The 21,003-nt window shown below is 58.9% G+C and carries 21 protein-coding genes; 6 read left to right on the top strand and 15 right to left on the bottom strand.

The genetic code is table 11. From position 1 onward, the window contains the following. Positions 1–30 precede the first annotated feature (30 nt). Positions 31–2,886, bottom strand: a complete 2,856-nt coding sequence (locus tag RUGAMON1_RS22530; RefSeq protein WP_445232638.1) for a 2-oxoglutarate dehydrogenase E1 component — start codon at positions 2,884–2,886, stop codon at positions 31–33. Positions 2,887–3,216: 330 nt separating this feature from the next. Here RUGAMON1_RS22530 and RUGAMON1_RS22525 point away from each other — a divergent pair, with 330 nt between their 5' ends. After that, positions 3,217–4,542 (top strand): leucine-rich repeat-containing protein kinase family protein, encoded by a 1,326-nt coding sequence (locus RUGAMON1_RS22525; protein ID WP_445232637.1) that lies wholly within the window; start codon positions 3,217–3,219, stop codon positions 4,540–4,542. On the opposite strand, the gene RUGAMON1_RS22520 is transcribed toward RUGAMON1_RS22525, so the two are convergent. Next, positions 4,539–5,456 carry a LysR family transcriptional regulator gene (locus tag RUGAMON1_RS22520; protein ID WP_445232636.1) on the bottom strand — a complete coding sequence of 306 codons (918 nt, stop codon included), beginning with the start codon at positions 5,454–5,456 and terminating at the stop codon, positions 4,539–4,541. The two genes, RUGAMON1_RS22525 and RUGAMON1_RS22520, sit on opposite strands and share 4 nt — an antisense overlap. A gap of 104 nt (positions 5,457–5,560) precedes the next feature. Here RUGAMON1_RS22520 and RUGAMON1_RS22515 point away from each other — a divergent pair, with 104 nt between their 5' ends. After that, a complete protein-coding gene (locus RUGAMON1_RS22515; RefSeq protein ID WP_445232635.1) occupies positions 5,561–6,424 on the top strand; it encodes an MBL fold metallo-hydrolase in 864 nt (287 codons plus the stop codon). A gap of 85 nt (positions 6,425–6,509) precedes the next feature. Continuing rightward, positions 6,510–6,887, top strand: a complete 378-nt coding sequence (locus tag RUGAMON1_RS22510; protein ID WP_445232634.1) for a BlaI/MecI/CopY family transcriptional regulator — start codon at positions 6,510–6,512, stop codon at positions 6,885–6,887. Here RUGAMON1_RS22510 and RUGAMON1_RS22505 read toward each other — a convergent pair. The 4 genes from RUGAMON1_RS22505 to RUGAMON1_RS22490 all read right to left on the bottom strand — a co-directional run bounded on the left by RUGAMON1_RS22505 (position 6,835) and on the right by RUGAMON1_RS22490 (position 12,096). Then, positions 6,835–8,943, bottom strand: a complete 2,109-nt coding sequence (locus RUGAMON1_RS22505) for a peptidase domain-containing ABC transporter (protein WP_445232633.1) — start codon at positions 8,941–8,943, stop codon at positions 6,835–6,837. The genes RUGAMON1_RS22510 and RUGAMON1_RS22505 overlap by 53 nt on opposite strands. 51 nt (positions 8,944–8,994) lie before the next feature. After that, a complete protein-coding gene (locus RUGAMON1_RS22500) occupies positions 8,995–10,326 on the bottom strand; it encodes a hypothetical protein (protein WP_445232632.1) in 1,332 nt (443 codons plus the stop codon). Positions 10,327–10,413: 87 nt separating this feature from the next. Then, positions 10,414–10,758 carry a hypothetical protein gene (locus tag RUGAMON1_RS22495; RefSeq protein WP_445232631.1) on the bottom strand — a complete coding sequence of 115 codons (345 nt, stop codon included), beginning with the start codon at positions 10,756–10,758 and terminating at the stop codon, positions 10,414–10,416. 117 nt (positions 10,759–10,875) lie between these two features. Then, positions 10,876–12,096, bottom strand: coding sequence for a beta-barrel domain-containing protein (locus RUGAMON1_RS22490; RefSeq protein ID WP_445232630.1), 1,221 nt, complete (start codon positions 12,094–12,096; stop codon positions 10,876–10,878). Between the two features lie 114 nt (positions 12,097–12,210). Between RUGAMON1_RS22490 and RUGAMON1_RS22485 the strand changes: the two genes are divergently transcribed. Beyond that, positions 12,211–12,360: a hypothetical protein gene (locus RUGAMON1_RS22485; protein ID WP_445232629.1), complete on the top strand. Its 150-nt coding sequence runs from the start codon at positions 12,211–12,213 to the stop codon at positions 12,358–12,360. Positions 12,361–12,369: 9 nt separating this feature from the next. Here the strand turns inward: RUGAMON1_RS22485 and RUGAMON1_RS22480 are convergent, their stop codons facing one another. Together RUGAMON1_RS22480 and RUGAMON1_RS22475 are read right to left on the bottom strand one after the other, a co-directional pair. After that, positions 12,370–12,660 (bottom strand): type II toxin-antitoxin system RelE/ParE family toxin, encoded by a 291-nt coding sequence (locus tag RUGAMON1_RS22480; protein ID WP_445232628.1) that lies wholly within the window; start codon positions 12,658–12,660, stop codon positions 12,370–12,372. Beyond that, positions 12,648–12,941 (bottom strand): ribbon-helix-helix domain-containing protein, encoded by a 294-nt coding sequence (locus RUGAMON1_RS22475; RefSeq protein WP_445232627.1) that lies wholly within the window; start codon positions 12,939–12,941, stop codon positions 12,648–12,650. The genes RUGAMON1_RS22480 and RUGAMON1_RS22475 overlap by 13 nt, the downstream gene beginning before the upstream one ends. Positions 12,942–13,076: 135 nt before the next feature. Between RUGAMON1_RS22475 and RUGAMON1_RS22470 the strand changes: the two genes are divergently transcribed. Together RUGAMON1_RS22470 and RUGAMON1_RS22465 are read left to right on the top strand one after the other, a co-directional pair. Beyond that, on the top strand, positions 13,077–13,496 hold the full coding sequence (locus RUGAMON1_RS22470) for a hypothetical protein (RefSeq protein WP_445232626.1): 420 nt from the start codon (positions 13,077–13,079) through the stop codon (positions 13,494–13,496). 77 nt (positions 13,497–13,573) lie between these two features. Continuing rightward, entirely contained in the window at positions 13,574–14,671 is a 1,098-nt protein-coding gene (locus RUGAMON1_RS22465) for a PEP-CTERM sorting domain-containing protein (RefSeq protein ID WP_445232625.1), read from the top strand. A gap of 76 nt (positions 14,672–14,747) precedes the next feature. On the opposite strand, the gene gltA is transcribed toward RUGAMON1_RS22465, so the two are convergent. From gltA to RUGAMON1_RS22430, 7 genes are all read right to left on the bottom strand, one after another. Further along, positions 14,748–16,049, bottom strand: coding sequence for a citrate synthase (gltA, locus tag RUGAMON1_RS22460; RefSeq protein WP_332852422.1), 1,302 nt, complete (start codon positions 16,047–16,049; stop codon positions 14,748–14,750). A gap of 62 nt (positions 16,050–16,111) precedes the next feature. Next, positions 16,112–16,393: an FAD assembly factor SdhE gene (locus RUGAMON1_RS22455; protein ID WP_070268579.1), complete on the bottom strand. Its 282-nt coding sequence runs from the start codon at positions 16,391–16,393 to the stop codon at positions 16,112–16,114. 58 nt (positions 16,394–16,451) lie between these two features. Continuing rightward, positions 16,452–17,162: a succinate dehydrogenase iron-sulfur subunit gene (locus tag RUGAMON1_RS22450; protein WP_090314620.1), complete on the bottom strand. Its 711-nt coding sequence runs from the start codon at positions 17,160–17,162 to the stop codon at positions 16,452–16,454. Positions 17,163–17,172: 10 nt separating this feature from the next. Then, on the bottom strand, positions 17,173–18,951 hold the full coding sequence (sdhA, locus tag RUGAMON1_RS22445; protein ID WP_445232624.1) for a succinate dehydrogenase flavoprotein subunit: 1,779 nt from the start codon (positions 18,949–18,951) through the stop codon (positions 17,173–17,175). A gap of 2 nt (positions 18,952–18,953) precedes the next feature. Continuing rightward, positions 18,954–19,319: a succinate dehydrogenase, hydrophobic membrane anchor protein gene (gene sdhD, locus RUGAMON1_RS22440; protein ID WP_332852420.1), complete on the bottom strand. Its 366-nt coding sequence runs from the start codon at positions 19,317–19,319 to the stop codon at positions 18,954–18,956. A 1-nt stretch (position 19,320) separates the two neighbouring features. Further along, positions 19,321–19,743, bottom strand: coding sequence for a succinate dehydrogenase, cytochrome b556 subunit (sdhC, locus tag RUGAMON1_RS22435; protein ID WP_445232623.1), 423 nt, complete (start codon positions 19,741–19,743; stop codon positions 19,321–19,323). 227 nt (positions 19,744–19,970) lie between these two features. Further along, complete coding sequence (locus RUGAMON1_RS22430) at positions 19,971–20,780, bottom strand: GntR family transcriptional regulator (protein ID WP_445232622.1); 810 nt, start codon at positions 20,778–20,780, stop codon at positions 19,971–19,973. Between the last annotated feature and the right edge of the window lie 223 nt (positions 20,781–21,003).

The following is a 21,003-nucleotide window of genomic DNA, read 5'->3' as shown; positions in this document are numbered from 1 at the left end:
GCAGCAGGGCGCTCCGTCAGTAAGTGGTGATTATTTGGTCAGGATGAAACCTTTGAGCTTCGAGAACGCCGTCTCCAGCAGGTCTTTTTGCTGGGCGTAGTGCTTGTCGTAGTAGCCGACAGCCGGCGATGCCGACGCTGGGCGGCCGGCGTATGCCAGGCGCTGACCTGCGTCCATGCTCTCGAAGATGTTGTGCTGAATCTGGAACCATGGGCCCTGATTCTGCGGCTCGTCCTGCGCCCACACCACTTCCGCCAGGTTCGGGAACTTCTTCAGTTCGGCAGCGAACGATTTGTGCGGGAACGGATACAGCTGTTCAACGCGGATGATGGCGGTGTCGGTCTGGCCACGGGTCTTGCGTGCGTTGACCAGGTCGTAGTAGACCTTGCCCGAGCAGGCGACCACGCGCTTGACTTTCTTGGCGTCGATTTTCTCGTCGACTTCGCCGATCACGGTCTGGAACGCGCCCTTGGCCAGTTCGGTCAGCGCCGAACCTGCATCCTTGTTACGCAGCAGCGATTTAGGCGTCAGGATCACCAGCGGCTTACGGAACTGACGCACCATCTGGCGACGCAGCACGTGGAAGATCTGCGACGCGGTGGTCGGCTGCACCACTTGCATATTGTTGTCAGCGCACAGTTGCAGGAAACGCTCTGGACGCGCGGACGAGTGCTCAGGACCCTGGCCTTCGTAACCGTGCGGCAGCATCATGACCAGGCCCGAAGCGCGGCCCCACTTCACTTCGCCGGAGCTGATGAACTGGTCGATGACCACTTGCGCGCCGTTGACGAAGTCGCCGAACTGGGCTTCCCAGATCGTCAGCGTGTTTGGTTCAGCGGTCGAGTAGCCGTATTCGAAGCCCAGTACCGCCTCTTCGGACAGCACGGAGTCGATCACGGTGAACGGCGCCTGGCCTTCGGCGATGTTCTGCAGCGGCACGTAGGTGCCTGCATCCCAACGCTCGCGGTTCTGGTCGTGCAGCACGGCGTGACGGTGCACGAAGGTGCCGCGGCCGGCGTCCTGGCCGGTCAGGCGCACTGCGTAGCCCGAAGCGACCAGCGATGCGTAGGCCAGGTGTTCGCCCATGCCCCAGTCCAGGTTCAGTTCGCCCTTGCCCATGTTGGCGCGGTCGCCCAGTACCTTCTCGACCAGCGAGTGCACTTTGAAGTTTTCCGGCACGGTGGTGATGCGGGTGGCCAGGCGCTTCAGTTCGGTCATCGGCACGGCGGTGTCGGCCGAGTCGGTCCATTTGCGGTTCAGGAACGGCAGCCAGTCGACCGCGTACTTGTTCTTGAAGTTGGAGATCACTGGATCGACGGTGTGCTTGCCGGCGTCCATCGCATCGCGGAAGGCCGCTTGCATCTGCTCGCCGCCATCGGCTGCGATGACGGTCTGCGCCACCAGCTTGTCCGCGTACAGCTTGCGGGTGCCTGGGTGGGTGCCGATTTTCTTGTACATCAGCGGCTGGGTCAGCGCTGGCGTATCTTGTTCGTTGTGGCCCAGTTTGCGGTAGCAGATGATGTCGACAACGATATCTTTCTGGAACTGCAGACGGTAGTCCATGGCGATCTGCGAAGCCAGTACCACGGCTTCAGGATCGTCGGCGTTCACGTGCAGCACCGGTGCTTCGATCATCTTGACGACGTCCGAGCAGTAGATGGTCGAGCGCGCATCGCGCGGGTCGGACGTGGTGAAGCCGATCTGGTTGTTGATGACGATGTGCACCGTGCCGCCCGTGCCGTAGCCGCGGGTTTGCGCCAGATTCAGGGTTTCCATCACAACGCCCTGGCCTGCGAAAGCCGCGTCGCCGTGCACCAGGATAGGCAGCACTTGCTTGCCCAGGGTGTCGCCGCGACGGTCCATGCGCGCCTTGACCGAACCTTCAACCACAGGGTTGACGATTTCCAGGTGCGACGGGTTGAACGCCAGCGACAGGTGGACCGGACCGCCGGCGGTCGAGATGTCCGACGAGAAGCCTTGGTGGTATTTGACGTCGCCGGCCGGCAGGTCGTCGCCGTGCTTGCCTTCGAATTCTTCGAACAGTTCCTTGGGCGATTTGCCCAGGGTGTTGACCAGCACGTTCAGGCGGCCGCGGTGGGCCATGCCGATAACGATCTCCTGCACGCCTTTTTCGCCGGCGCGCTGGATGATTTCGTCGATCGAGGCGATGAAGGTTTCGCCGCCTTCGAGCGAGAAGCGTTTCTGGCCGACGTATTTGGTGTGCAGGTAGCGTTCCAGGCCTTCGGCCGCGGTCAGGCGTTCCAGGATGTGCTTTTTCTTCTCGGGCGTGAAGCTCGGGGTCGAACGGATCGATTCCAGGCGTTCCTGCAACCAGCGCTTTTCAGCCGGATCGGAGATGTACATGTACTCTGCGCCGATCGAACGGGTGTAGGTGTCGCGCAGGAAGTTCAGCAGGTCGCGCAGGGTCGCGGTCTCAGGGCCGAAGTAGGTGTTGCTGATGTTGAACACGGTGTCCATGTCCGCATCGGTGAAGCCGTAGAAGGTCGGGTCCAGCTCGGGAATCGATGGACGTTCCTGGCGTTGCAGCGGATCCAGGTTGGCCCAGCGGGAACCCAGGTAGCGGTATGCGGCGATCAGCTGGGTCGCGGCGACGCGCTTGCGGCCCATTTCAGCGTCGGCGGAGGCAACCACGGTGCGGATCGGGCCGGCTTTCGCGCGTTCGGCGAAGGAGGCGATGACCGAAGCGTGGGCGACGTCTGGCTTATTGGTACCGTCGACGGCCGGCACGTGCTGCATGGCGTCGAAGTAGGCGCGCCAGTTGTCTGGCACGGAACCTGGGTTGTTGAGGTACGCCTCGTACAGTTCTTCGACGTACGGTGCGTTCCCACCAAACAGGTAGGAATTGGACGTATATTGTTGCATCATCTTGCTCACCTTTCTTCGCGCTTCGCGAGGAATTAGCGGGTTAATCTAACCTTCCGCGACACGGCCTGACCGGTTAGCGGATTGCACATCAAGTTGTGGGGAAGGGCTATAGTTCTTCAGTACTTCAAAAAATCGGTCATTCAGGATAGCACCGGTATTGTATCCCAACAACCAATTCCGCGACAAAAAGCGTAACAAATGTTTCAGTACGCGTTTACACTTAAACCGCATGGCTGCGCGGTTCGCTCGCAATGTTTTCATATTTTTAACGGCTTTTTTGCGCAGTGCCGGAGGTTGTAGAATAGCGCTTTCTGATCCCGTCCGCCCTTCATGCACACCTTAGAGCAGTTACGCGCCGGACAACTGGCTGGCATCTCGCGCCTGCAAATGTCCTGCGGCCTGACCGATTTCCCGCCAGAGATATTCGACCTGGCCGACACGCTGGAGATCCTGGATTTATCGGGCAACGCCCTGTCCTCGCTGCCGGACGACCTGCCGCGCCTGCGCAAGCTGCGCATCATTTTCTGCTCCGCCAACCAGTTTACGACGCTGCCGGCGGTGCTGGGCGCCTGCCCTGCTTTGACGATGATCGGCTTCAAAAGCAACCAGATCCGCGAAGTTCCGGCCGCCGCGCTGCCGCCGGCGCTGCGCTGGCTGGTCCTGACCGACAACCGGATCGAGCAACTGCCCGCCGCCATCGGCCGCTGCGCACCGCTGCAAAAGCTGATGTTGGCGGGGAACCGCCTGACCGCCCTGCCGCCCGAACTGGCCGCCTGCTCACAGCTGGAATTACTGCGCATCGCCGCCAACCGTCTCACCGAACTACCGATGTGGCTGCTCGACATGCCGCGCCTGTCCTGGCTGGCCTACGCCGGCAATCCCTTCTGCGAGGCGGACGAACTGGCCGCTGAGGCCGGCGCGGGTATTGCAGGTATCGGCTGGGATCGATTGAGTTTTCAGCAGAAACTGGGCGAAGGCGCATCCGGCGTGATCCATCAGGCGGTACTGCGCGAGGCCGGCGACGGTGTTGGCGACGAACGGCCGGTGGCGGTCAAGATGTTCAAGGGCGCAGTCACCAGCGACGGCTTGCCGCGCTGCGAGATGACGGCCTGCGTCAGCTCGGGCGTGCATCCCAACCTGATTCCCGTACTGGGCGAAGTGCACGGTCACCCGCAAGGCGCGAAAGGCTGCGTGATGCCGTTGATCGATCCCGGCTTCGGCAACCTGGCCGGCCCGCCCAGCCTGGACAGCTGCACCCGCGACACTTACCCGGACGGCAAGCGCTTCAGTCCGGCCGAACTGTTGCGCATCGCCGGCGGCATCGCCTCGGCGGCGCGCCACCTGCATGGGCGCGGCATCATGCACGGCGACCTGTATGGCCACAACATCCTGCATTGCGACCAGGGCCGCAGCCTGCTGGGCGACTTCGGCGCGGCATCGCTGTTTGCGCCGGACGCGCCGCACGCGCCGGGCTTGCAACGGCTTGAAGTGCGGGCCTTCGGCCATCTGCTCGATGAATTGATGGCGCGGTGCGCGCTGCCAGCCGCGCAGCAGGCGGCGCTGGCGGAACTGCAGGCGGCCTGTGTTCAAACCGATCCAGCCGCCCGGCCATCGTTGGCGGACGTGGAACAGCGGATCGCAGCGCTCAGCATCTAACTCGGCTGAGCGCTTCCCATCCAGGCAGGGTCGCGGGCGAACCAGTCCAGCAGGAAGTCCAGCATCGCCCGCAGCGCCGGCGACATATGCTGGCGCGAGGTGTAGATGCCGTAGATGCCCATCTGCTGCGGCGCGTAGTCCGGCAGCAGCGCCACCAGCCTGCCGTCGGCGATCAGCGGCGCCGCGCTGTACAAGGGTTGCAGCGCGATGCCGGCGCCCTCCTCGGCCGCCTTCAGCAAAATCAGATCCTCATTGGCCGACAGGTTGCCGCTGACCGGCACCGACACCACCTCGCCATCCCGCTCCGTAAACTGCCACAGGCTCTTGCCGAAATAGGTGTAGGTCAGGCAGTTGTGCACGGCCAGGTCTTCGGCCCGCAGCGGCGTGCCGCGCTCGGCCAGGTAGGACGGCGCCGCGCACACCACCGAATCGCACCAACCCAGCTGGCGCGCGATCAGGTTCGGTTCCAGCGCGTTGGTGATGCGCAGCGCCAGGTCGATTCGCTGTTCGACCAGATTGACGGCGCGGTTATTCATTTGCAGGTCGACCGCCGTGCGCGGGTAGCGCTTCAGGAACGCCGTGACGGCGATCGCCAGCGCGGCCTGCGCCAGCGATTGCGAACAGGTGATGCGCAGCAGGCCTTGCGGCGTATCGGCATCGGCGCCGCTGCCCACTTCCATCGCCTCGGCCAGTTCCAACATGCGGCGGCAGCGCGCCAGCGTGAGGTCGCCGGCGTCGGTCAGGCTCAGGCGACGCGTGCTCCGGTGCAGCAGGCGGGCGCCGGCCCACTCCTCCATCTCGGCCAGATAGCGCGTGACCATGGCGCGCGACATGTCCAACGCCTCGGCCGCCGCGATCATGCTGCCGCGCTCGGCGATGCTGACGAAAACCTGCGCTGCCGTGATCCTGTCCATCGATTCGTCCGATTTATGCAATTAATAGGTGCAGATTACCCTATTTTTCTATCGGATAAAGAAATTTAAGATGACGTCATTCCAACTCCACACGAAAGACCATCATGATCAAGCAAAGCCTGTTGTCCGCCGCCCTCGCCGCCACCGTTGCCGGCGCCACCGCCGCACCGCTCACACTGGAAGTGTTCAATCCGGGCGAAGCCGCCATCTTCCCGGTCGCCTCGGTGATCGTTAGCGGCGCCAGGGATGCGGTGCTGATCGACGCTCAGTTCTCGCGCGGCGAAGCGCTCAAGCTGGTCGAACAGATCCGCGCCAGCGGCAAGCACCTGACCACGGTCTACGTCAGCCACAGCGACCCGGACTTCTACTTTGGCCTGGACGTGATCCACGCCGCCTTCCCGGATGCGAAGATCGTCGCCACGCCGCAGACCATCGCTGGCATCGAGAAGAAGAAGGATGCCAAGGTGGCGTTCTGGGGTCCTATCCTGAAAGACAACGCACCGAAGAGCATCATCGTGCCGCAGCCGCTGCAAGGCGACACCATCAAGCTGGAAGGCCAGACGCTGAAGATCGAAGGCCTGAAGGGCGCGACGCCGGACCGCAGCTACGTGTGGATTCCGTCGATCAAGGCAGTGGTGGGCGGCGTGGTGCTGTTCAACGACCTGCACGTGTGGACCGCAGATACGCAGACGGCTGAATCGCGCAAGCAGTGGCTAGCGACGCTGGACGGTGTCGCTGCGCTGAAACCGGCCACCATCGTGCCGGGCCACTTCAAACAAGGCGCTGCGCTGACGCCGGACGCCATCGGTTTCACCCGTGACTACCTGGTGCGCTTCGAAGCCGAGACTGCAAAGGCCGCCAATTCGGCCGCGCTGATCGCCCGCATGAAGGAGCTGTATCCGACCGCCGGCCTGAACGGTGCGCTGGAAACCAGCGCCAAGGTCGCCAAAGGTGAAATGAAGTGGTGATGTAAAGAACACGGTAGAACTAGACAAATGCATCTAGATATTTTATTCTAGATGCATTGTCCCGCATTCCATCATCATCATCATCATGACCACTGTCCCACCGAAGCCCACCCCGTCCGAACTGGAAATGCTGCGCCTGCTGTGGCAAAGCGGGCCGGCGACCGCCAAGCAGGTGCACCAGGCAGCGATGGAAGCGCGTCCCGACATGAACTACGCGACGGTGCTGCGGCTGCTGCAAGTGATGCACACCAAAGGCCTGTTGACCCGCGACGAAAGCCAGCGCGCCCACATCTACGCGCCGGCGCAGGAGCAGGATTCGCTGCAAACCAATCTGCTGAAAGAGCTGATCCAGAAAGCCTTCTCCGGCTCCGGCAAGGCGCTGGTGCTGGCCGCGCTGCGCGGCGGCCATGTCAGCAAGAAGGAACGCGAGGAAATCCAGGCGTTGTTGGATCAAGACGAATGACGCGGCCTGCCATTGCGATCGTTTCCGGACGGTGCGCCGCGCAGATCCGGGTTATGTCCAACCCGCCGATAAGTTGATTGACCGCGCGCTCACGCAAAATATCCAGATGGCTCGTAGCCTCGTCAAGCACCATCACTCGAGGTGACTTGTATAGAGCACGGGCCAACAGAATACGCTGCTTCTGTCCGCCCGAGAGGGTCGTCCCCATGTCCCCGGCCAATGTATGGTACCCCATAGGCATCGCTACGATGTCTTCATGCACAGCGGCCATCTGAGCGCAGGATTCGACGCGGGCTTGATCGGGGAGCGGATCAAAAAAACAGATGTTTTCTGCCAACGAACCAGCCATTAGATGGTCATCCTGCATAACTGCCGCCATTACTCTTCGCAGCGCGGCATATCCGAGACGCTGTACCGGGCAGTCGCCATAACGCATTTCACCTTCGGTTGGCTGCAATATCCCAAGTATCAATTTGATTAAGGTGGTTTTGCCACATCCAGAAGGCCCGACCAGCACGACCGATTCACCAGGCTCTATCGTCAATGTCAGATGGCGAATAATCCAGGGTTCGTTGTCGGCATAGCGGAAACTGACATCCAAAAGTTCAACTCGAGGAATCAAATCCTCCACCCGATAACCTGGCAGGCCCTCCTGTTCGATCGGCTCCAACACAATATCGGCGAGACGCTCGGCATGTACCGACAGCAGACGAAATTCGACGCAGCGGTTCGTCAACGCCGCCATGCGCCCGCCGAACTGGCCACTGTACGACATGAAGGCGAACAACATTCCAACAGTCAGACTTCCTCCCATGACATTCCCCGCCCCCAGCCATAGGACCAGCAAGTGCTCGGCGCCAAATACTGCGGTGTTCGCCATGCCAAACCAAAGCATAAATTTCTCGGTACGCACGCTGCGATTGACTGAGTCGACCAACAAGTTCACCCAGCGACTACGACGTTCGAGCTCACGACCAAATAGCTTGATCGCACGCACACCCCGTATGGTCTCCAGAAAGCAGCTGTGTTCCTTTGCCCCCAGCAGCAGCGCCTCTTCGTTTGCCATGCGCAGTGGCTGAAATGACAAAGCCCGGAGCACTGCGTATAAACAAGCAGCAACGACTACGACAATGGACAGGCGCACGCTGTACATCAACATCATCGCTAGCGTTAACAAAGCAAACATCCCGTCGAGTATGGTCTCAACGAAGCCTGTCGTCAGCGTATGTTGAATAGCCCCGATGGAGCCAAACCTTGAAACGACATCTCCAAGATATCGTTTCTCAAACCATGAGACCGGCAAGTGAAGCAAGTGCGTGAATACGTTCGCCGCCCATTGCAAGTTGAGATGAGTGGATAGATACATCACAGTCCAGCCGCGAGCCAGCGCAACAGCAGTCTGAATCAGTAGCATCAACCCGCAGCCGCAGATCACCACATTGAGCAAGCTGTAGTCAGCCGATACCAGGGCTTCATCTACCACCCATTGATTCAGTACAGGTCCGACAAGCGCAAACACTTCCAGCGCCAATGCCATGCCAAATACCAGAGCGATCGTATGCCAAAGGCCATCAACCCGCCCCATCAACGCCGCAATCGAAATTCGACGACGGTCGTTGACAGGTCTGAAATGGGCTGTAGGTTGCAGCTCCAATGCAACCCCTGTAAAGAATTTTCCTATTTGATCAAAAGGCAAACGGCGCACGCCAATTGCGGGGTCGTGAATGACTATGCCTTTCCGACCCACCTTCACCAGTACGACAAAATGATTCAGGTTCCAGTGCAAAATGCACGGCAAGGCAAGCTGCGACAACTCGTCGACCTCTAATCTCAATGGTCGAGAAGTTAATTGCAGGCAATTCGCATACTCCACCAATTGACTAAGATTCGCGCCCTTCAAAGAGACGTGAAAGCGTGCACGCAATGCGGACAAGTCGGTCCGATGACCATGCCATGTAGCGATCATTGCCAAGCAGGCCAATCCACATTCCGCAGCCTCCGTCTGCAATAACAAAGGGACCCGTTTTGCACCGAACTCAAGATGAGATGTTTTCATTTTGCAGTAGCCCTGAGACAGAAACGGAGTTCTTGGAAGGGTTAGCCGGCGTTATCGTGGCTCCACAACCGGCTTATATGAACCAACGTTTTGTCGGTCGCCGCCGGCATCTGACGTCTTAGCCACCAGCGGCCGTGTTCCTGTGTTTGTCTGCAGGCATTGATCCAGGAAAGCACGAACCTCCTTGGCTATAACAGGCATGAAACCAGGCTCAAGCCAGTCCAGATCCCGACGCTGGGAGAGCAGGTGGTGACGCCCTGGGAATCGCAGATACCGGATGCTGCTGCCCTGCTGGCTCAATTGATCAATCAATTTAACCTGACGAGTCACACTCACTTGCTTATCTTTATCTCCCCACATAAACAATCCCGGAATTCCCAATCGTCGCATCACCTCGGCTGAAGCAAGTTGATCGTAAAAATGAAAGTGCCACAAGGCGTCAGTCACATCTGGAACAAGCACGCCGTTTTTCTGTGGCTTCCATTCCAGTTTTCCGGCATCGGTCCCCGTATCGGTATCTCGGCGGAACTGCACATACACTGCTTCTAGGTCGGTTTTCAGCACATCCCGATTCTCGGCGGTCCAATATCCAGTCTTGCTGAACCATCCCTCGAGCCCCATCACGTTACCAATCCCTCGCTCATAGCCCTCTCGAATCTCGCTATTGCTAACGATCCCATCGCCGTTTAGATCGAATTCAGGGAGAGTTTCCACCATGCGGTCAATGGCCTGCCAACGAGTTACGGTTTCCATGGATTCGGCTGGCGAACCAATCGAGACTAGACCTTGCAACCTCACAAACCCTCTATCGGCAATCGAGGCCGCGTGAACCAGCCCTTCCGAAAAACCAAACAGGAACAGTCGATTACGAGCAGCAGGCATTATGCGCTGAACGTGCATAAGGACCGCCTCTATGCTGCGCTGATACTTTTCAACGGTGAAGCCGCCGAGAATCCTGGCGTCCAGGCACCTATGTCGTAGGACATCGACGGAAAGACCAATCTTAAATATCGTCTCCCTACATTTCAGTTGAGGCTGGAGGACACCAGGATTGTCAAATCGGATCACCGCCACGCCCTCACTGACCAGAGCGCTGGATAGATCCTTCAGCGGCAGACGATCCGCCCAGATGGTTTCCATCGCCCGTACGAGCCAGCCATCGCGATCGTTGGGACTTCCCGATGAGACAAAAGCTACCACGGGGCCCGTCCAGCGATCAAGCTTTCCTCCGGGCCAATCAATTTGGCCGTTAATCGCTTCCGTTTGTTCCGTTTGAGCTACCGAAAACTGACGGTGCTCCGCTGCAAACGCAGTAGAGGCTAGCGAGAGCAGAAGTATCGCAAAACCAAATAGTAATTTCTCAACGAAGATAGCTGATTTCATAGAACCTCCCTGCGAAAATTTGATGAATCGCCAGTGAATGGCTCACCGGCGATTCAGACTAATTACCATCGGCATGCGGAAAAACAGCTATCGGCTTATTTGAGAGATTGGCGTACATACGCTGGTTTGTTTTACCACGCAGCCGCCTGGCGTCTGTTCGAATGTCGCGCCCTGAACTCCGAAGGAGAATTTGGTGAATTGCGCGGTCTGGCAGGTCTGCTCGATAGTCTCGACGCATGAGTATTTGGGGCTGGCTGCAGCACCGCCGCCAGCACCTCCCGCAGCAGCACCAGCACTGTTGGCGCCATGAACACCGACAGCAAGCTGTAGCGTCCCAGCGCCGGAACCATCATCTTTCTTTTTGGTGATAACGACGGCCTGATCTGCTCCACCTACAACAGCAACTAATTCGTGGTGAGTAATTGCACGCATGATGTGAACCTCCAAAGCTTGGTTAAAGGACCATTCACATAGAATGGTTTGTTGTCTTCGTGCGCCTGGCACACGATCTTTCCGGCACACAGCCGAAAATTCTGCATATGTTTCGACTTACTCTTTCACAGCCGCCAGCATCGGTCCGAACAACCAACTGACTAGACGCCGTGGACGCTGATGTATGTCCGCTTCAAGGCCCATCCCAGGCCTAAACTGCTGGCGCTGACCGATGACATTCAGGGATTGCTGTGCAAGTCGAACGCTAATTCGATACACGGGCTCCGAGCCTCCCGCTGACAGCGGACTCTGCTCAACGGCCACAATCGCCCCCTCCACGTACCCGTATTTCTGAAAGGGGAATGCGTCTAAACGCAGTCGAACCCTTTGACCCGGCATGACAAAGCCGATTGCGCGTGATGGCGCAAGGAGTTGTGCTTCCAATTGACTGCCCGTGGGAATAACCGTGGCCAAGGAGGCCCCCGCACTCACCGACTCGCCCACCACAGCGGTCAACGATGTGACGGTGCCGGAGGTCGGAGCAACCACTTGAATCCGGGAATGTGCCAGCTGCTCAGCAGATTCATGATCCAACACCGCTTGAGTCCGAAGTATCTGAAGATTGTTGATCGCGATTTGGCTACGAAGCTGCTCTGCTTCTGATTTGGTTTGCTCCAAATCTCGCTGCGACTCCAGCTTGGCGCGTTCCAATGCCTGTAGTCGAGCAAACTGTTCACTCTGCTCGCTCTCGTGCTGCAGTATCTGCAACTCGGAGACATACCCTTCGTTCCTTAAGGAGCGGTAGCGCGTCATCACTTGGGCGGCGATGGCCACGCGTTGTTTTTGAAGAGATATCTCCTGTTCAAATCGAATCAGGCCGGCATCAATGAGCCGCCGACGTTCGTTCAATGCCTTCTCCCGTTCTGCCAACTGTTCAACCAGAAGTGATTTTTCCTTTTCCAATAGCTTGTATTTCTCGGCAAAGACGACAGCAATACCCGTATCAATATTGCGGTTCTCCGAATTGCGCTCAGAAGACAGCTCATAGATGACTTGCCCCGCAACCACCTTGCTTCCCTCACGAACGTGGCAGGCCACGACACGACCGAATTGCGGCGTTACCGCTTTAATGAGGCCGCCGATGGGCATGATGTGCCCGCTCACCCGCACTCTCGGAGCGTATTCGCTTGTCACTAGGAAAACGCCTGTCGAGGCGGCTAAGAACATGGAGGCCCACGCAGCACAGCGCATGGACATCGGCTGCATCAACACTATCGAGCCCAGAGACTGACGCGCCTGCGCAGCCAAGACCTCTTCTCGGAATAGCATGCTGCTCATGCTCACCTCCTGTCCCGAACTCCGTTGATAACTGCATGCTATTTTGATCGGATCGTCAGGAATGACTTTGCCGTATCGCAATTATTTTCCGAAAATAAATATTCGAGATGTAAGGTGGCGATTTCCGCCGCCAAGCAAATACACCAGCAGGGAATGGCGGCGTCCGACATGAACTACGCGCTGGTGCTGGCCGCACTGCGCGGCGGCCATGTCAGCAAGAAGGAAGGCGAGGAAATCCAGATGCTGCTGGATCAGGAAAAATAGCAGCCAGATTTAGCGAGTCACCTGCCGCTGATGACGGACTGCGACAATCAAGACATCGTCATTTTCCAGCAAGTAGTGCAGGACATACCCGCTCCGGCCAAACGGCAGCAACCATTCCCTGCGTGGCGGCCGTTGACTAAGGACGGGGCGCCCCAATTGCGGCTGGTTTCCCAGCAGTTTTGCGCCGTCGTGGATCGCCCGAAGCGCTCGCTTGGCAAGCGCCTTGTCGCGCGCAGCCAAAAAATGATAGACGCGCTCCAGATCAAGCCTGGCTTCCTGAGTCCAAATTACGTGTGACATGCTGGCGGCTCAGCACTATCGTTGCCAGCTTCGAGCTCGTCAATCCACTCACCGATCTCATCATTCGTAACATGCAAGCCGGTTTGCTTGTAGTGATTCCAGGCGTCCGTACCATCCTTCAACATGGCTCGGTATCCTTTGCCATGGTCCAGGTAAAAACGAATCGCATGTTTGATTGCGTCATCCCGGCTGATGCCTTCGGCTTCAGCCATCCGAGCCAGCTCAAGCAAACTGGCGTCGTCCACCTCCACCGCGATACTGGCCGACTTCAAGGTATCCATCACCTATCCCCCAACAAATTCAAGCTCCTACCTTAGCATAGGCCACTCAGCGTCATTCAATCGCCATCAAACGGCCGCTCACCTGTGCCTAGGAGAGTTCAACTACAATGGGGCCCCATTCTCAAAGTTCCACTCATGATCAGCCGCTTCAACCACTGGCCCGAACGCCCTCACCCCGTCATCGCCGTCATGCTCGCATTGGCGATTTGCGCCGTGCCGATCCTGCTGCCGCATTTCCGTTTGCAGGATTCGATGGCCAATCTGTTCGCCTATTTCGCCTGCTTTATTGTGGTCTATCCGGTCGCGGCACTGCTGCGCCGCCGGGTCACCAGCCTGCCGTCGATCTGGGCGATCGCCATGGTGTTCTTGCTGGGCGTTTGCCTGTATCACACCAACATCATCGCGGAAACCGCAAACCTGCCTTGGCCGCTGCGCCAGCAGGTCGTCATCGACAAATTCCTGTTCAACCTGCCGCAAGCGACATTGGGCGTGATCGCGTGGTGGCTGCTGGTGGTCCGCCCCGACCGGCTCAACCGCCAATCTGAATCTGACTGACACCCGCAGGGATTGAAATTCGACGACCTCCTAAATTGCTGATAAGATAATTATCCAAACATTAACTATGGGTGGATTTGAAAACAAAAACGTGGTGTGCCGCAGCGGCTTCGGCGCTGCTGTTCATGGGGTCCGCACATGCCCAGTCATACACATTCAAAGACTTAAACCAGTCGGCGATTAGCAGCACTGCGAGGGGCATCAATAACCTGGGGCAGATTGTTGGCGACGCTCGAAACGCCGGAAATGCAAGCTCTCACGCAACCTTATGGAACGGCGCATCAACGACCGACCTCGGAACGCTGGGCGGTTTATATAGTGGGGCGACCGCGATCAACAGCAATGGTCAGATATCAGGGACAGCCGCCTGGTTTGACTACTACACCGTCGCCGCAGTCTGGCAGCCAGGCAGCGGCACCGCGCAGTCACTGGCCTCGGGAACGCTCAGCGGCGCGCTTGCCATCAACAACAGCGGCCAGCTTGCAGGCTGGATGGCTGGACCGAGCGGATCTCCACTGGCCACCACCTGGACCGGAGGTACCGCAACAGCTCTTACCACGTTAGGCGGTACTACCAGCTTTGCCAACGGCATCAATGATCACGGCGTGGCTGTCGGCTTTTCAAATCTGGCGGGGGACGCCGCCTCGCACGCCACCATGTGGAGCGGTGGTACCGTTACCGATCTCGGCACGCTTGGCGGAACGGCGAGCTATGCGCAGGCAATCAATAACAACGGACAGATCGTCGGTGCTTCCCGTAGCGCAGACAAGGGCAATATGCACGCCACGCTCTGGGATGGCAACGCCATCATCGATCTGGGTTCGCTTGGCGGCGATGGTGGATGGGCTTCCGCGATTAATAACCGTGGCCAGATCGTCGGCAGCTCCAACCTGGCCAATGCGTATATTCAACATGCAACGCTTTGGAACGATGGCAAGGTCATCGATCTCAACGCCTTTATCGACAACAGCGCCAGCGCCGCCGGCTGGGTGCTGACGGATGCGTGGGGCATTAACGACCAGGGTGCGATCGTCGGCGGAGCAAGAAACCTGCTGACAGGCGAGGATCACGCCTTCCTCCTGTCCGTCAGCGCCGTGCCGGAACCGTCAACTTATGCCATGCTGATGCTGGGTCTGGGACTCATTGGCCTGACGAAGAGTCGGCGCAAAAGCTAAAGTTGCAGTGACAGGATAATTCCTCATAAAAAAACGGGCCGAAGCCCGTTTTTTTATGCGCTGCAAAGACCGGCGATTAACGCTGGTCCAGCGGCTTGACGTCGCGCGTGGTCGAACCGACGAACAGCTGACGTGGACGGCCGATTTTCTGCTCTGGATCGGCGATCATTTCGTTCCACTGGGCGATCCAGCCGATGGTGCGAGCCATGGCGAAGATACCGGTGAACAGCGACACTGGGATGCCCAGCGCGGACTGCACTATGCCCGAGTAGAAGTCGACGTTCGGGTACAGCTTGCGCGAAACGAAGTATTCGTCGTTCAGTGCAATCTTTTCCAGTTCCATCGCCAGCTTGAACAGTGGGTCGTCTTGCAGGCCCAGCTCTTCCAGCACCTCGTAGCAGGTTTCGCGCATCAGTTTTGCACGCGGATCGAAGTTCTTGTACACGCGGTGACCGAAGCCCATCAGCTTGACGCCGGAGTTCTTGTCTTTCACCTGAGCGATGAAGGCAGGAATGTTCTCGACGGTGCCGATTTCCTTCAGCATGTTCAGTGCCGCTTCGTTGGCGCCGCCGTGGGCAGGGCCCCACAGGCAGGCGATACCGGCAGCGATACAGGCGAACGGATTCGCGCCCGACGAACCGGCCAGACGGACGGTCGAGGTCGATGCGTTCTGCTCGTGGTCCGCGTGCAGGATCAGGATACGGTCCAGAGCGCGCACCAGCACGTCGTTGACTTTGTATTCTTCGCACGGATTACCGAACATCATGCGCATGAAGTTGGCGCTGTACGACAGGTCGTTGCGCGGATACATGAACGGCTGGCCCATCGAGTACTTGTACGCCATCGCCACCAGGGTCGGCATCTTGGCGATCAGGCGGATGGCCGAGATCTCGCGCTGCTTGGCATCGTTGATGTCCAGCGAGTCGTGGTAGAACGACGCCAGCGCGCCGACGGTACCGACCAGCACCGACATCGGGTGCGCGTCGCGACGGAAGCCGCGGAAGAAGAATTGCATCTGCTCGTGGACCATGGTGTGCTTGGTCACGGTTTCAACGAACTTCTCTTTTTCAACCTTGTTCGGCAGTTCGCCGTTCAGCAGCAGGTAGCACGATTCCATGAAGTCGGCGTTCACGGCCAGCTGTTCGATCGGGTAGCCGCGGTACAGCAGCTCGCCCTTGTCGCCGTCGATGTAGGTGATCGACGAGTTGCATGCCGCGGTCGACATGAAGCCTGGATCGTAGGTGAACTTGCCGGTGCCGGCGTACAGTTTGCGGATGTCGATCACGTCAGGACCGACGGTGCCTTTGTAGATCGGGAATTCTACCGATGGGCTGCCATCGGAAAACGATAGGGTGGCTTTGTTATCAGAGGTGTTCATGGACTCTTCCTTCTTGGAGAGATGCGGCAAATAAAAAAAACGAAACTTTTCTGGGTGTGTCTTTACGCGAGACGCAGTCGCTGCAACAGTGCGTGCACATGCGGCAGATCGACCTCGCCTTCCGGCTCCTTGCGGGCCAGTACCAGATCCATCAGGGCATTGTCCGACAAATCGAGGAGCCGCGTGAATGCGTCCACTTCTTCGTCGGTCAATTCGGTTTCATGCGCATCGAGAAAACGGGTCAGGATAATGTCGTTTTCCAGCAGGCCCCGGCGGGAACGCCACCGCAGGCGCGCTCGGTTGGCGGGGTCGGCCTGATGCGCTGAGCTGTTCGGTTCAGTCATATGGATGTGCTACTTTATACGAAAACGGGCGACGAGGCCGCCGCCCGTGTGGTGCCGCTTAGATCGCGCGGCGGACCATCAATTCCTTGATCTTGCCGATCGCCTTGTTCGGGTTCAGACCCTTGGGGCAAACGTCGACGCAGTTCATGATCGAGTGGCAGCGGAACAGGCGGTACGGATCTTCCAGGTTGTCCAGGCGCGCGCCGGTGGCTTCGTCGCGCGAGTCGGCGATGAAGCGGTAGGCTTGCAACAGGCCGGCCGGGCCGACGAACTTGTCCGGGTTCCACCAGAACGATGGGCACGACGTCGAGCAGCAGGCGCACAGGATGCACTCGTACAGGCCGTCGAGCTCTTCGCGCTCGGTCGGGGATTGCAGGCGTTCTTTTTCAGGACGGATCGAATCGTTGATCAGGTAAGGCTTGATCGAATCGTACTGCTTGAAGAACTGGGTCATGTCGACGATCAGGTCGCGGATCACCGGCAGGCCTGGCAGCGGACGCAGCACGATAGGCTCGGTCAGCTCGTTCAGGTTGGTGGTGCAGGCCAGGCCGTTTTTACCGTTGATGTTCATCGCGTCCGAACCGCACACGCCTTCGCGGCACGAGCGGCGCAGGGCCAGCGAGTCGTCGACGTCGGACTTGATGCGCTGCAGTGCGTCGAGCAGCATCTTGTCGGTGTCTTTCAGCTCGACCGTCACGTCCTGCATGTACGGCTTGGCGTCCTGGTCCGGATCGTAACGATAAATTTTCAGTTTGAGAGTGCGTGCCATGTTCTAGCCCTTAGAAAGTACGTGGTTTCGGTTTGAAGGTATCAACCGTCAATGGCTTGGTAACGACCGCTTTGTATTCCAGTCGGTTGCCTTCCGAATACCACAGGGTGTGCTTCATCCAGTTGTCGTCGTCGCGGTGCGGGAAATCGTTGTGGGCGTGGGCGCCGCGCGATTCCTTGCGTGCTACGGCCGACGTGATCGTCGCTTTTGCGGTTTCGATCAGGTTGTCCAGTTCCAGCGCTTCGACGCGCGCGGTGTTGAACACCATGGATTTGTCCTTGAACGACACGTGCTTGCGACGCTCGTCCAGCACCATGATTTCCTTGGCGCCCTGGGTCAGCATTTCGTCGGTACGGAACACGCCGCAGTACTTCTGCATCGTGGCGCGGATGTCGTTGGCGACGCCCTGCACTTTTTCCGAGCCGGTCGAGGTTTCCAGCTTGTTCAGGCGGCCCAGCGCGAAGTCGGCGGCGTCCTTCGGCAGAGGCTTGTTCTCTTTCTGCTTCAGGTTGGACGCGACCACGTGGTTGCCGGCTGCGCGGCCGAAGACCAGCAGGTCCAGCAGCGAGTTGGTGCCCAGGCGGTTGGCGCCGTGCACCGAAACGCAGGCGCACTCGCCGATCGCGTACAGGCCGTTGACGACCTTCTGCGAACCGTCGGCGCCAGGCGTGACGACCTGGCCGTGGATGTTGGTTGGAATACCGCCCATCTGGTAGTGGATGGTTGGCACGACCGGGATCGGTTCCTTGGTCGCATCGACGTTGGCGAACTTGTGGCCGATTTCCAGAATCGACGGCAGGCGCTTGGCGATGGTGTCGGCGCCGATGTGGCGCAGGTCCAGCATGACGTGATCCTTGTTCGGACCGCAACCGCGGCCTTCCTTGATCTCCTGGTCCATCGAACGCGACACGAAGTCGCGCGGCGCCAGATCCTTCAGCGTCGGCGCGTAACGCTCCATGAAACGCTCGCCTTCGGAGTTGATCAGGATACCGCCCTCGCCGCGCACACCCTCGGTGATGAGGACGCCGGCGCCGGCCACGCCGGTCGGGTGGAACTGCCAGAACTCCATGTCCTGCAGCGGCAGGCCGGCGCGTGCCGCCATGCCCATGCCGTCGCCGGTGTTGATGAAGGCGTTGGTCGATGCGGCGAAGATGCGGCCTGCGCCGCCGGTGGCGAAGATGGTGGTCTTCGCTTCCAGGATCATCGTTTCGCCGGTTTCCATTTCCAGTGCCACCACGCCGACCACGTCGCCTTCGGCGTCGCGGATGATGTCGATCGCCATCCACTCAACGAAGAAGTGGGTGCGGGCGCGGACGTTGCGCTGGTACAGGGTGTGCAGCAGTGCGTGGCCGGTACGGTCGGCCGCGGCGCAGGCGCGCTGCACGGCTTTCTCGCCGAAGTTGGCGGTGTGGCCGCCGAACGGACGCTGGTAGATGGTGCCGTCCGGATTGCGGTCGAACGGCATGCCGAAGTGTTCCAGCTCGTAGACGACCTTCGGTGCTTCGCGGCACATGAATTCGATCGCATCCTGGTCGCCCAGGTAGTCGCCACCCTTGACGGTGTCGAACATGTGCCAGAACCAGTTGTCTTCAGCCATGTTGCCCAGCGAGGCGCCGATGCCACCCTGCGCCGCCACGGTGTGCGAGCGGGTTGGGAAGACTTTGGACAGCACCGCCACGTTCAGACCGGCTTCAGCCAGTTGCAGGGATGCGCGCATGCCGGAGCCGCCGGCGCCGACGATTACCGCGTCAAAGCGGCGGGTAGGGATTGCAGATTTAATAGCTGCCACGATTACACACTCCAGAGTATCTGTACCGACCAAACGGCACAAGCGACCAACCACAGGATGGTGGCGATTTGCAGGGTCAGGCGAAGGCCGACGGCTTTGACGTAGTCCATCCAGATGTCGCGCACGCCGATCCAGGCGTGGAAGAACAGGCCGAACAGGGTCACGGCGCTGATCAGCTTGAACCACTGCTGGGCGAACAGGCCAGCCCAGCCTTCATAGGTGAAGTTCTGGCCGGTGAGGAAGGAAATCAGCAGGATGGCGGTGTACAGCACCATCATGATGGCGGTCACGCGTTGTGCCAGCCAGTCGCGCATGCCGTAGCCGGCGCCGACTACCAGGCGTTTAGGTCCAACATTGTTATTTGCCATCTCAGAAAACTCCAAACAGTTTGAGGGCGACGACTGCGGTCAGCGTCAGGCTGACGATCAGCACGCCGGCCGACGATTTGCGGGCCGAATCCTTGTCCAGGCCGATGTGGGCATCCATCACCAGGTGGCGTACGCCAGCGCAGAAGTGATGCATATAACCCCAGACCAGGGCCAGGATGATCAGTTTGACCAGCGGATAGGAAACGATCCCTTGGTAGTAGGCGAAGGAGATCTCGGAGCGCAAGCTCTGCTCCAGCAGATAAAGCACGAAAGGCAGCAAGCCAAACATCATGAAGCCGCTGATGCGGTGCAGGATGGAGACAATACTCGCCAAAGGCATGCGGTAGTTGGACAATTCGGTAACATGAATGTTACGGAACTCCGGCCGTTCTTTTTTTGGGGTTTCCCTTACGGCTTCTGACATAACAAGACCTCCTAAGCTTAAACAAAAATATCGAGACTGCGATTTTCGCCGATTTTCGCACTCATAACCAATATCTATTGTTACATATAACTAAAATAGTGTTTGGCAACACTAAGCGGCGGCTACTTTCCGTAGCTCAACGTATTATCAGCGCAACAATGCTACCGGGGTGTGACGGCGCCCTGTTTACGCTGCCTGAAGCGGTTTCTTAGTGCTTCAGGGTCTCCTCAATTCAATTCATTGTGATAATGATGGCGCTCCGTGGAATACAAGCCGCGGCGCAATTCCACGGCCTTGTCGCCATACGTGAACGACACCCGTTCGGACGCCAGCAGCGGCGTATTGACGGGGATGTGCAGCAATTCGGCATCCTCGGCGCCGGCGCAGACGGCGCGGATCTTTTCCGTCGCGCGTATCATGCGGGTGCCGAACTCGGATTCGAACAGGCCGTACATCGGCCCCTTGTACTCGACCAGCCGTTCGGCGGTCAGTCCCTTGAAGGTCATGCCCGGCAACCACAGCTCCTCGACGATGGTCGGCAGGCTGTCGAACGATTGCACGCGCTTGATGAAGATGACGGCGTCGCCGGACTTCAGGTCCAGCAGGCGCGCCACGTCGGCCGGCGCGCGCATGCGCTTGACTTCGATGAATTTGCTTTCCGGGTAGTGCGGCACGCCCTCGTCGGGCATCAGGCGCAGGAAGCGGAAATGGGCGCGCGCCTCATGGTGGGTGGACACGAAGGTGCCCTTGCCCTGCTTGCGCATCACCAGGTTCTCCGCCGCCAGCTCGTCGATCGCCTTGCGCACCGTGCCCTGGCTGACTTTGAAGCGGTTGGCCAGCTCCACTTCGCTGGGGATCAATTCACCCGGTTTCCACTCGCCCGATTGAAGGCTCTGCGTGATGAGCGCCTTGATTTGCTGGTACAGTGGGGAGAAAGTCGGCGACGGCGCGGCCGCGGAGCCCGCAGACGGTCCGGCAGCCCCGCCGGTGCTGACGGCAGTGGAATTGCTGTTCGGATTGGGCGGGACTGAATTCATAGACCAAGATTTCACCACAAATGCCCGGTGCCGTCCAGCAAAAACAAGCAATAACTTATCTGTCTTATATAAGACATAAGATAGGATTGACAGATGCCATCCACAGGCCTACACTCCCCGGCGAGACGCATTAGCTGACGCTTCGGCATACATTCTAAGCACTCAATTTGCAGTATGATTACGGTTTTCCCGGACCGGCACCGGTCCTGCTTCGAGAACGTTT

Origin of the sequence: Duganella rhizosphaerae, from assembly GCF_040364205.1 — a bacterium.
Lineage (GTDB): Bacteria > Pseudomonadota > Gammaproteobacteria > Burkholderiales > Burkholderiaceae_D > Rugamonas > Rugamonas rhizosphaerae.
This window is presented reverse-complemented; position numbering and strand designations above follow the sequence as displayed.

Excerpts from the sequence above, each read along its gene's own strand:
- RUGAMON1_RS22495 (WP_445232631.1), bottom strand. The coding sequence starts at position 10,758 with ATGCGTGCAATTACTCACCACGAATTAGTTGCTGTTGTAGGTGGAGCA.
- RUGAMON1_RS22530 (WP_445232638.1), bottom strand. The coding sequence starts at position 2,886 with ATGATGCAACAATATACGTCCAATTCCTACCTGTTTGGTGGGAACGCA.
- RUGAMON1_RS22525 (WP_445232637.1), top strand. The coding sequence starts at position 3,217 with ATGCACACCTTAGAGCAGTTACGCGCCGGACAACTGGCTGGCATCTCG.
- RUGAMON1_RS22475 (WP_445232627.1), bottom strand. The coding sequence starts at position 12,941 with ATGGATACCTTGAAGTCGGCCAGTATCGCGGTGGAGGTGGACGACGCC.
- RUGAMON1_RS22490 (WP_445232630.1), bottom strand. The coding sequence starts at position 12,096 with ATGAGCAGCATGCTATTCCGAGAAGAGGTCTTGGCTGCGCAGGCGCGT.
- RUGAMON1_RS22470 (WP_445232626.1), top strand. The coding sequence starts at position 13,077 with ATGATCAGCCGCTTCAACCACTGGCCCGAACGCCCTCACCCCGTCATC.
- RUGAMON1_RS22510 (WP_445232634.1), top strand. The coding sequence starts at position 6,510 with ATGACCACTGTCCCACCGAAGCCCACCCCGTCCGAACTGGAAATGCTG.
- sdhD (WP_332852420.1), bottom strand. The coding sequence starts at position 19,319 with ATGGCAAATAACAATGTTGGACCTAAACGCCTGGTAGTCGGCGCCGGC.
- RUGAMON1_RS22450 (WP_090314620.1), bottom strand. The coding sequence starts at position 17,162 with ATGGCACGCACTCTCAAACTGAAAATTTATCGTTACGATCCGGACCAG.
- gltA (WP_332852422.1), bottom strand. The coding sequence starts at position 16,049 with ATGAACACCTCTGATAACAAAGCCACCCTATCGTTTTCCGATGGCAGC.
- RUGAMON1_RS22520 (WP_445232636.1), bottom strand. The coding sequence starts at position 5,456 with ATGGACAGGATCACGGCAGCGCAGGTTTTCGTCAGCATCGCCGAGCGC.
- RUGAMON1_RS22505 (WP_445232633.1), bottom strand. The coding sequence starts at position 8,943 with ATGAAAACATCTCATCTTGAGTTCGGTGCAAAACGGGTCCCTTTGTTA.
- RUGAMON1_RS22515 (WP_445232635.1), top strand. The coding sequence starts at position 5,561 with ATGATCAAGCAAAGCCTGTTGTCCGCCGCCCTCGCCGCCACCGTTGCC.
- RUGAMON1_RS22430 (WP_445232622.1), bottom strand. The coding sequence starts at position 20,780 with ATGAATTCAGTCCCGCCCAATCCGAACAGCAATTCCACTGCCGTCAGC.
- RUGAMON1_RS22455 (WP_070268579.1), bottom strand. The coding sequence starts at position 16,393 with ATGACTGAACCGAACAGCTCAGCGCATCAGGCCGACCCCGCCAACCGA.
- sdhC (WP_445232623.1), bottom strand. The coding sequence starts at position 19,743 with ATGTCAGAAGCCGTAAGGGAAACCCCAAAAAAAGAACGGCCGGAGTTC.
- RUGAMON1_RS22480 (WP_445232628.1), bottom strand. The coding sequence starts at position 12,660 with ATGTCACACGTAATTTGGACTCAGGAAGCCAGGCTTGATCTGGAGCGC.
- RUGAMON1_RS22500 (WP_445232632.1), bottom strand. The coding sequence starts at position 10,326 with ATGAAATCAGCTATCTTCGTTGAGAAATTACTATTTGGTTTTGCGATA.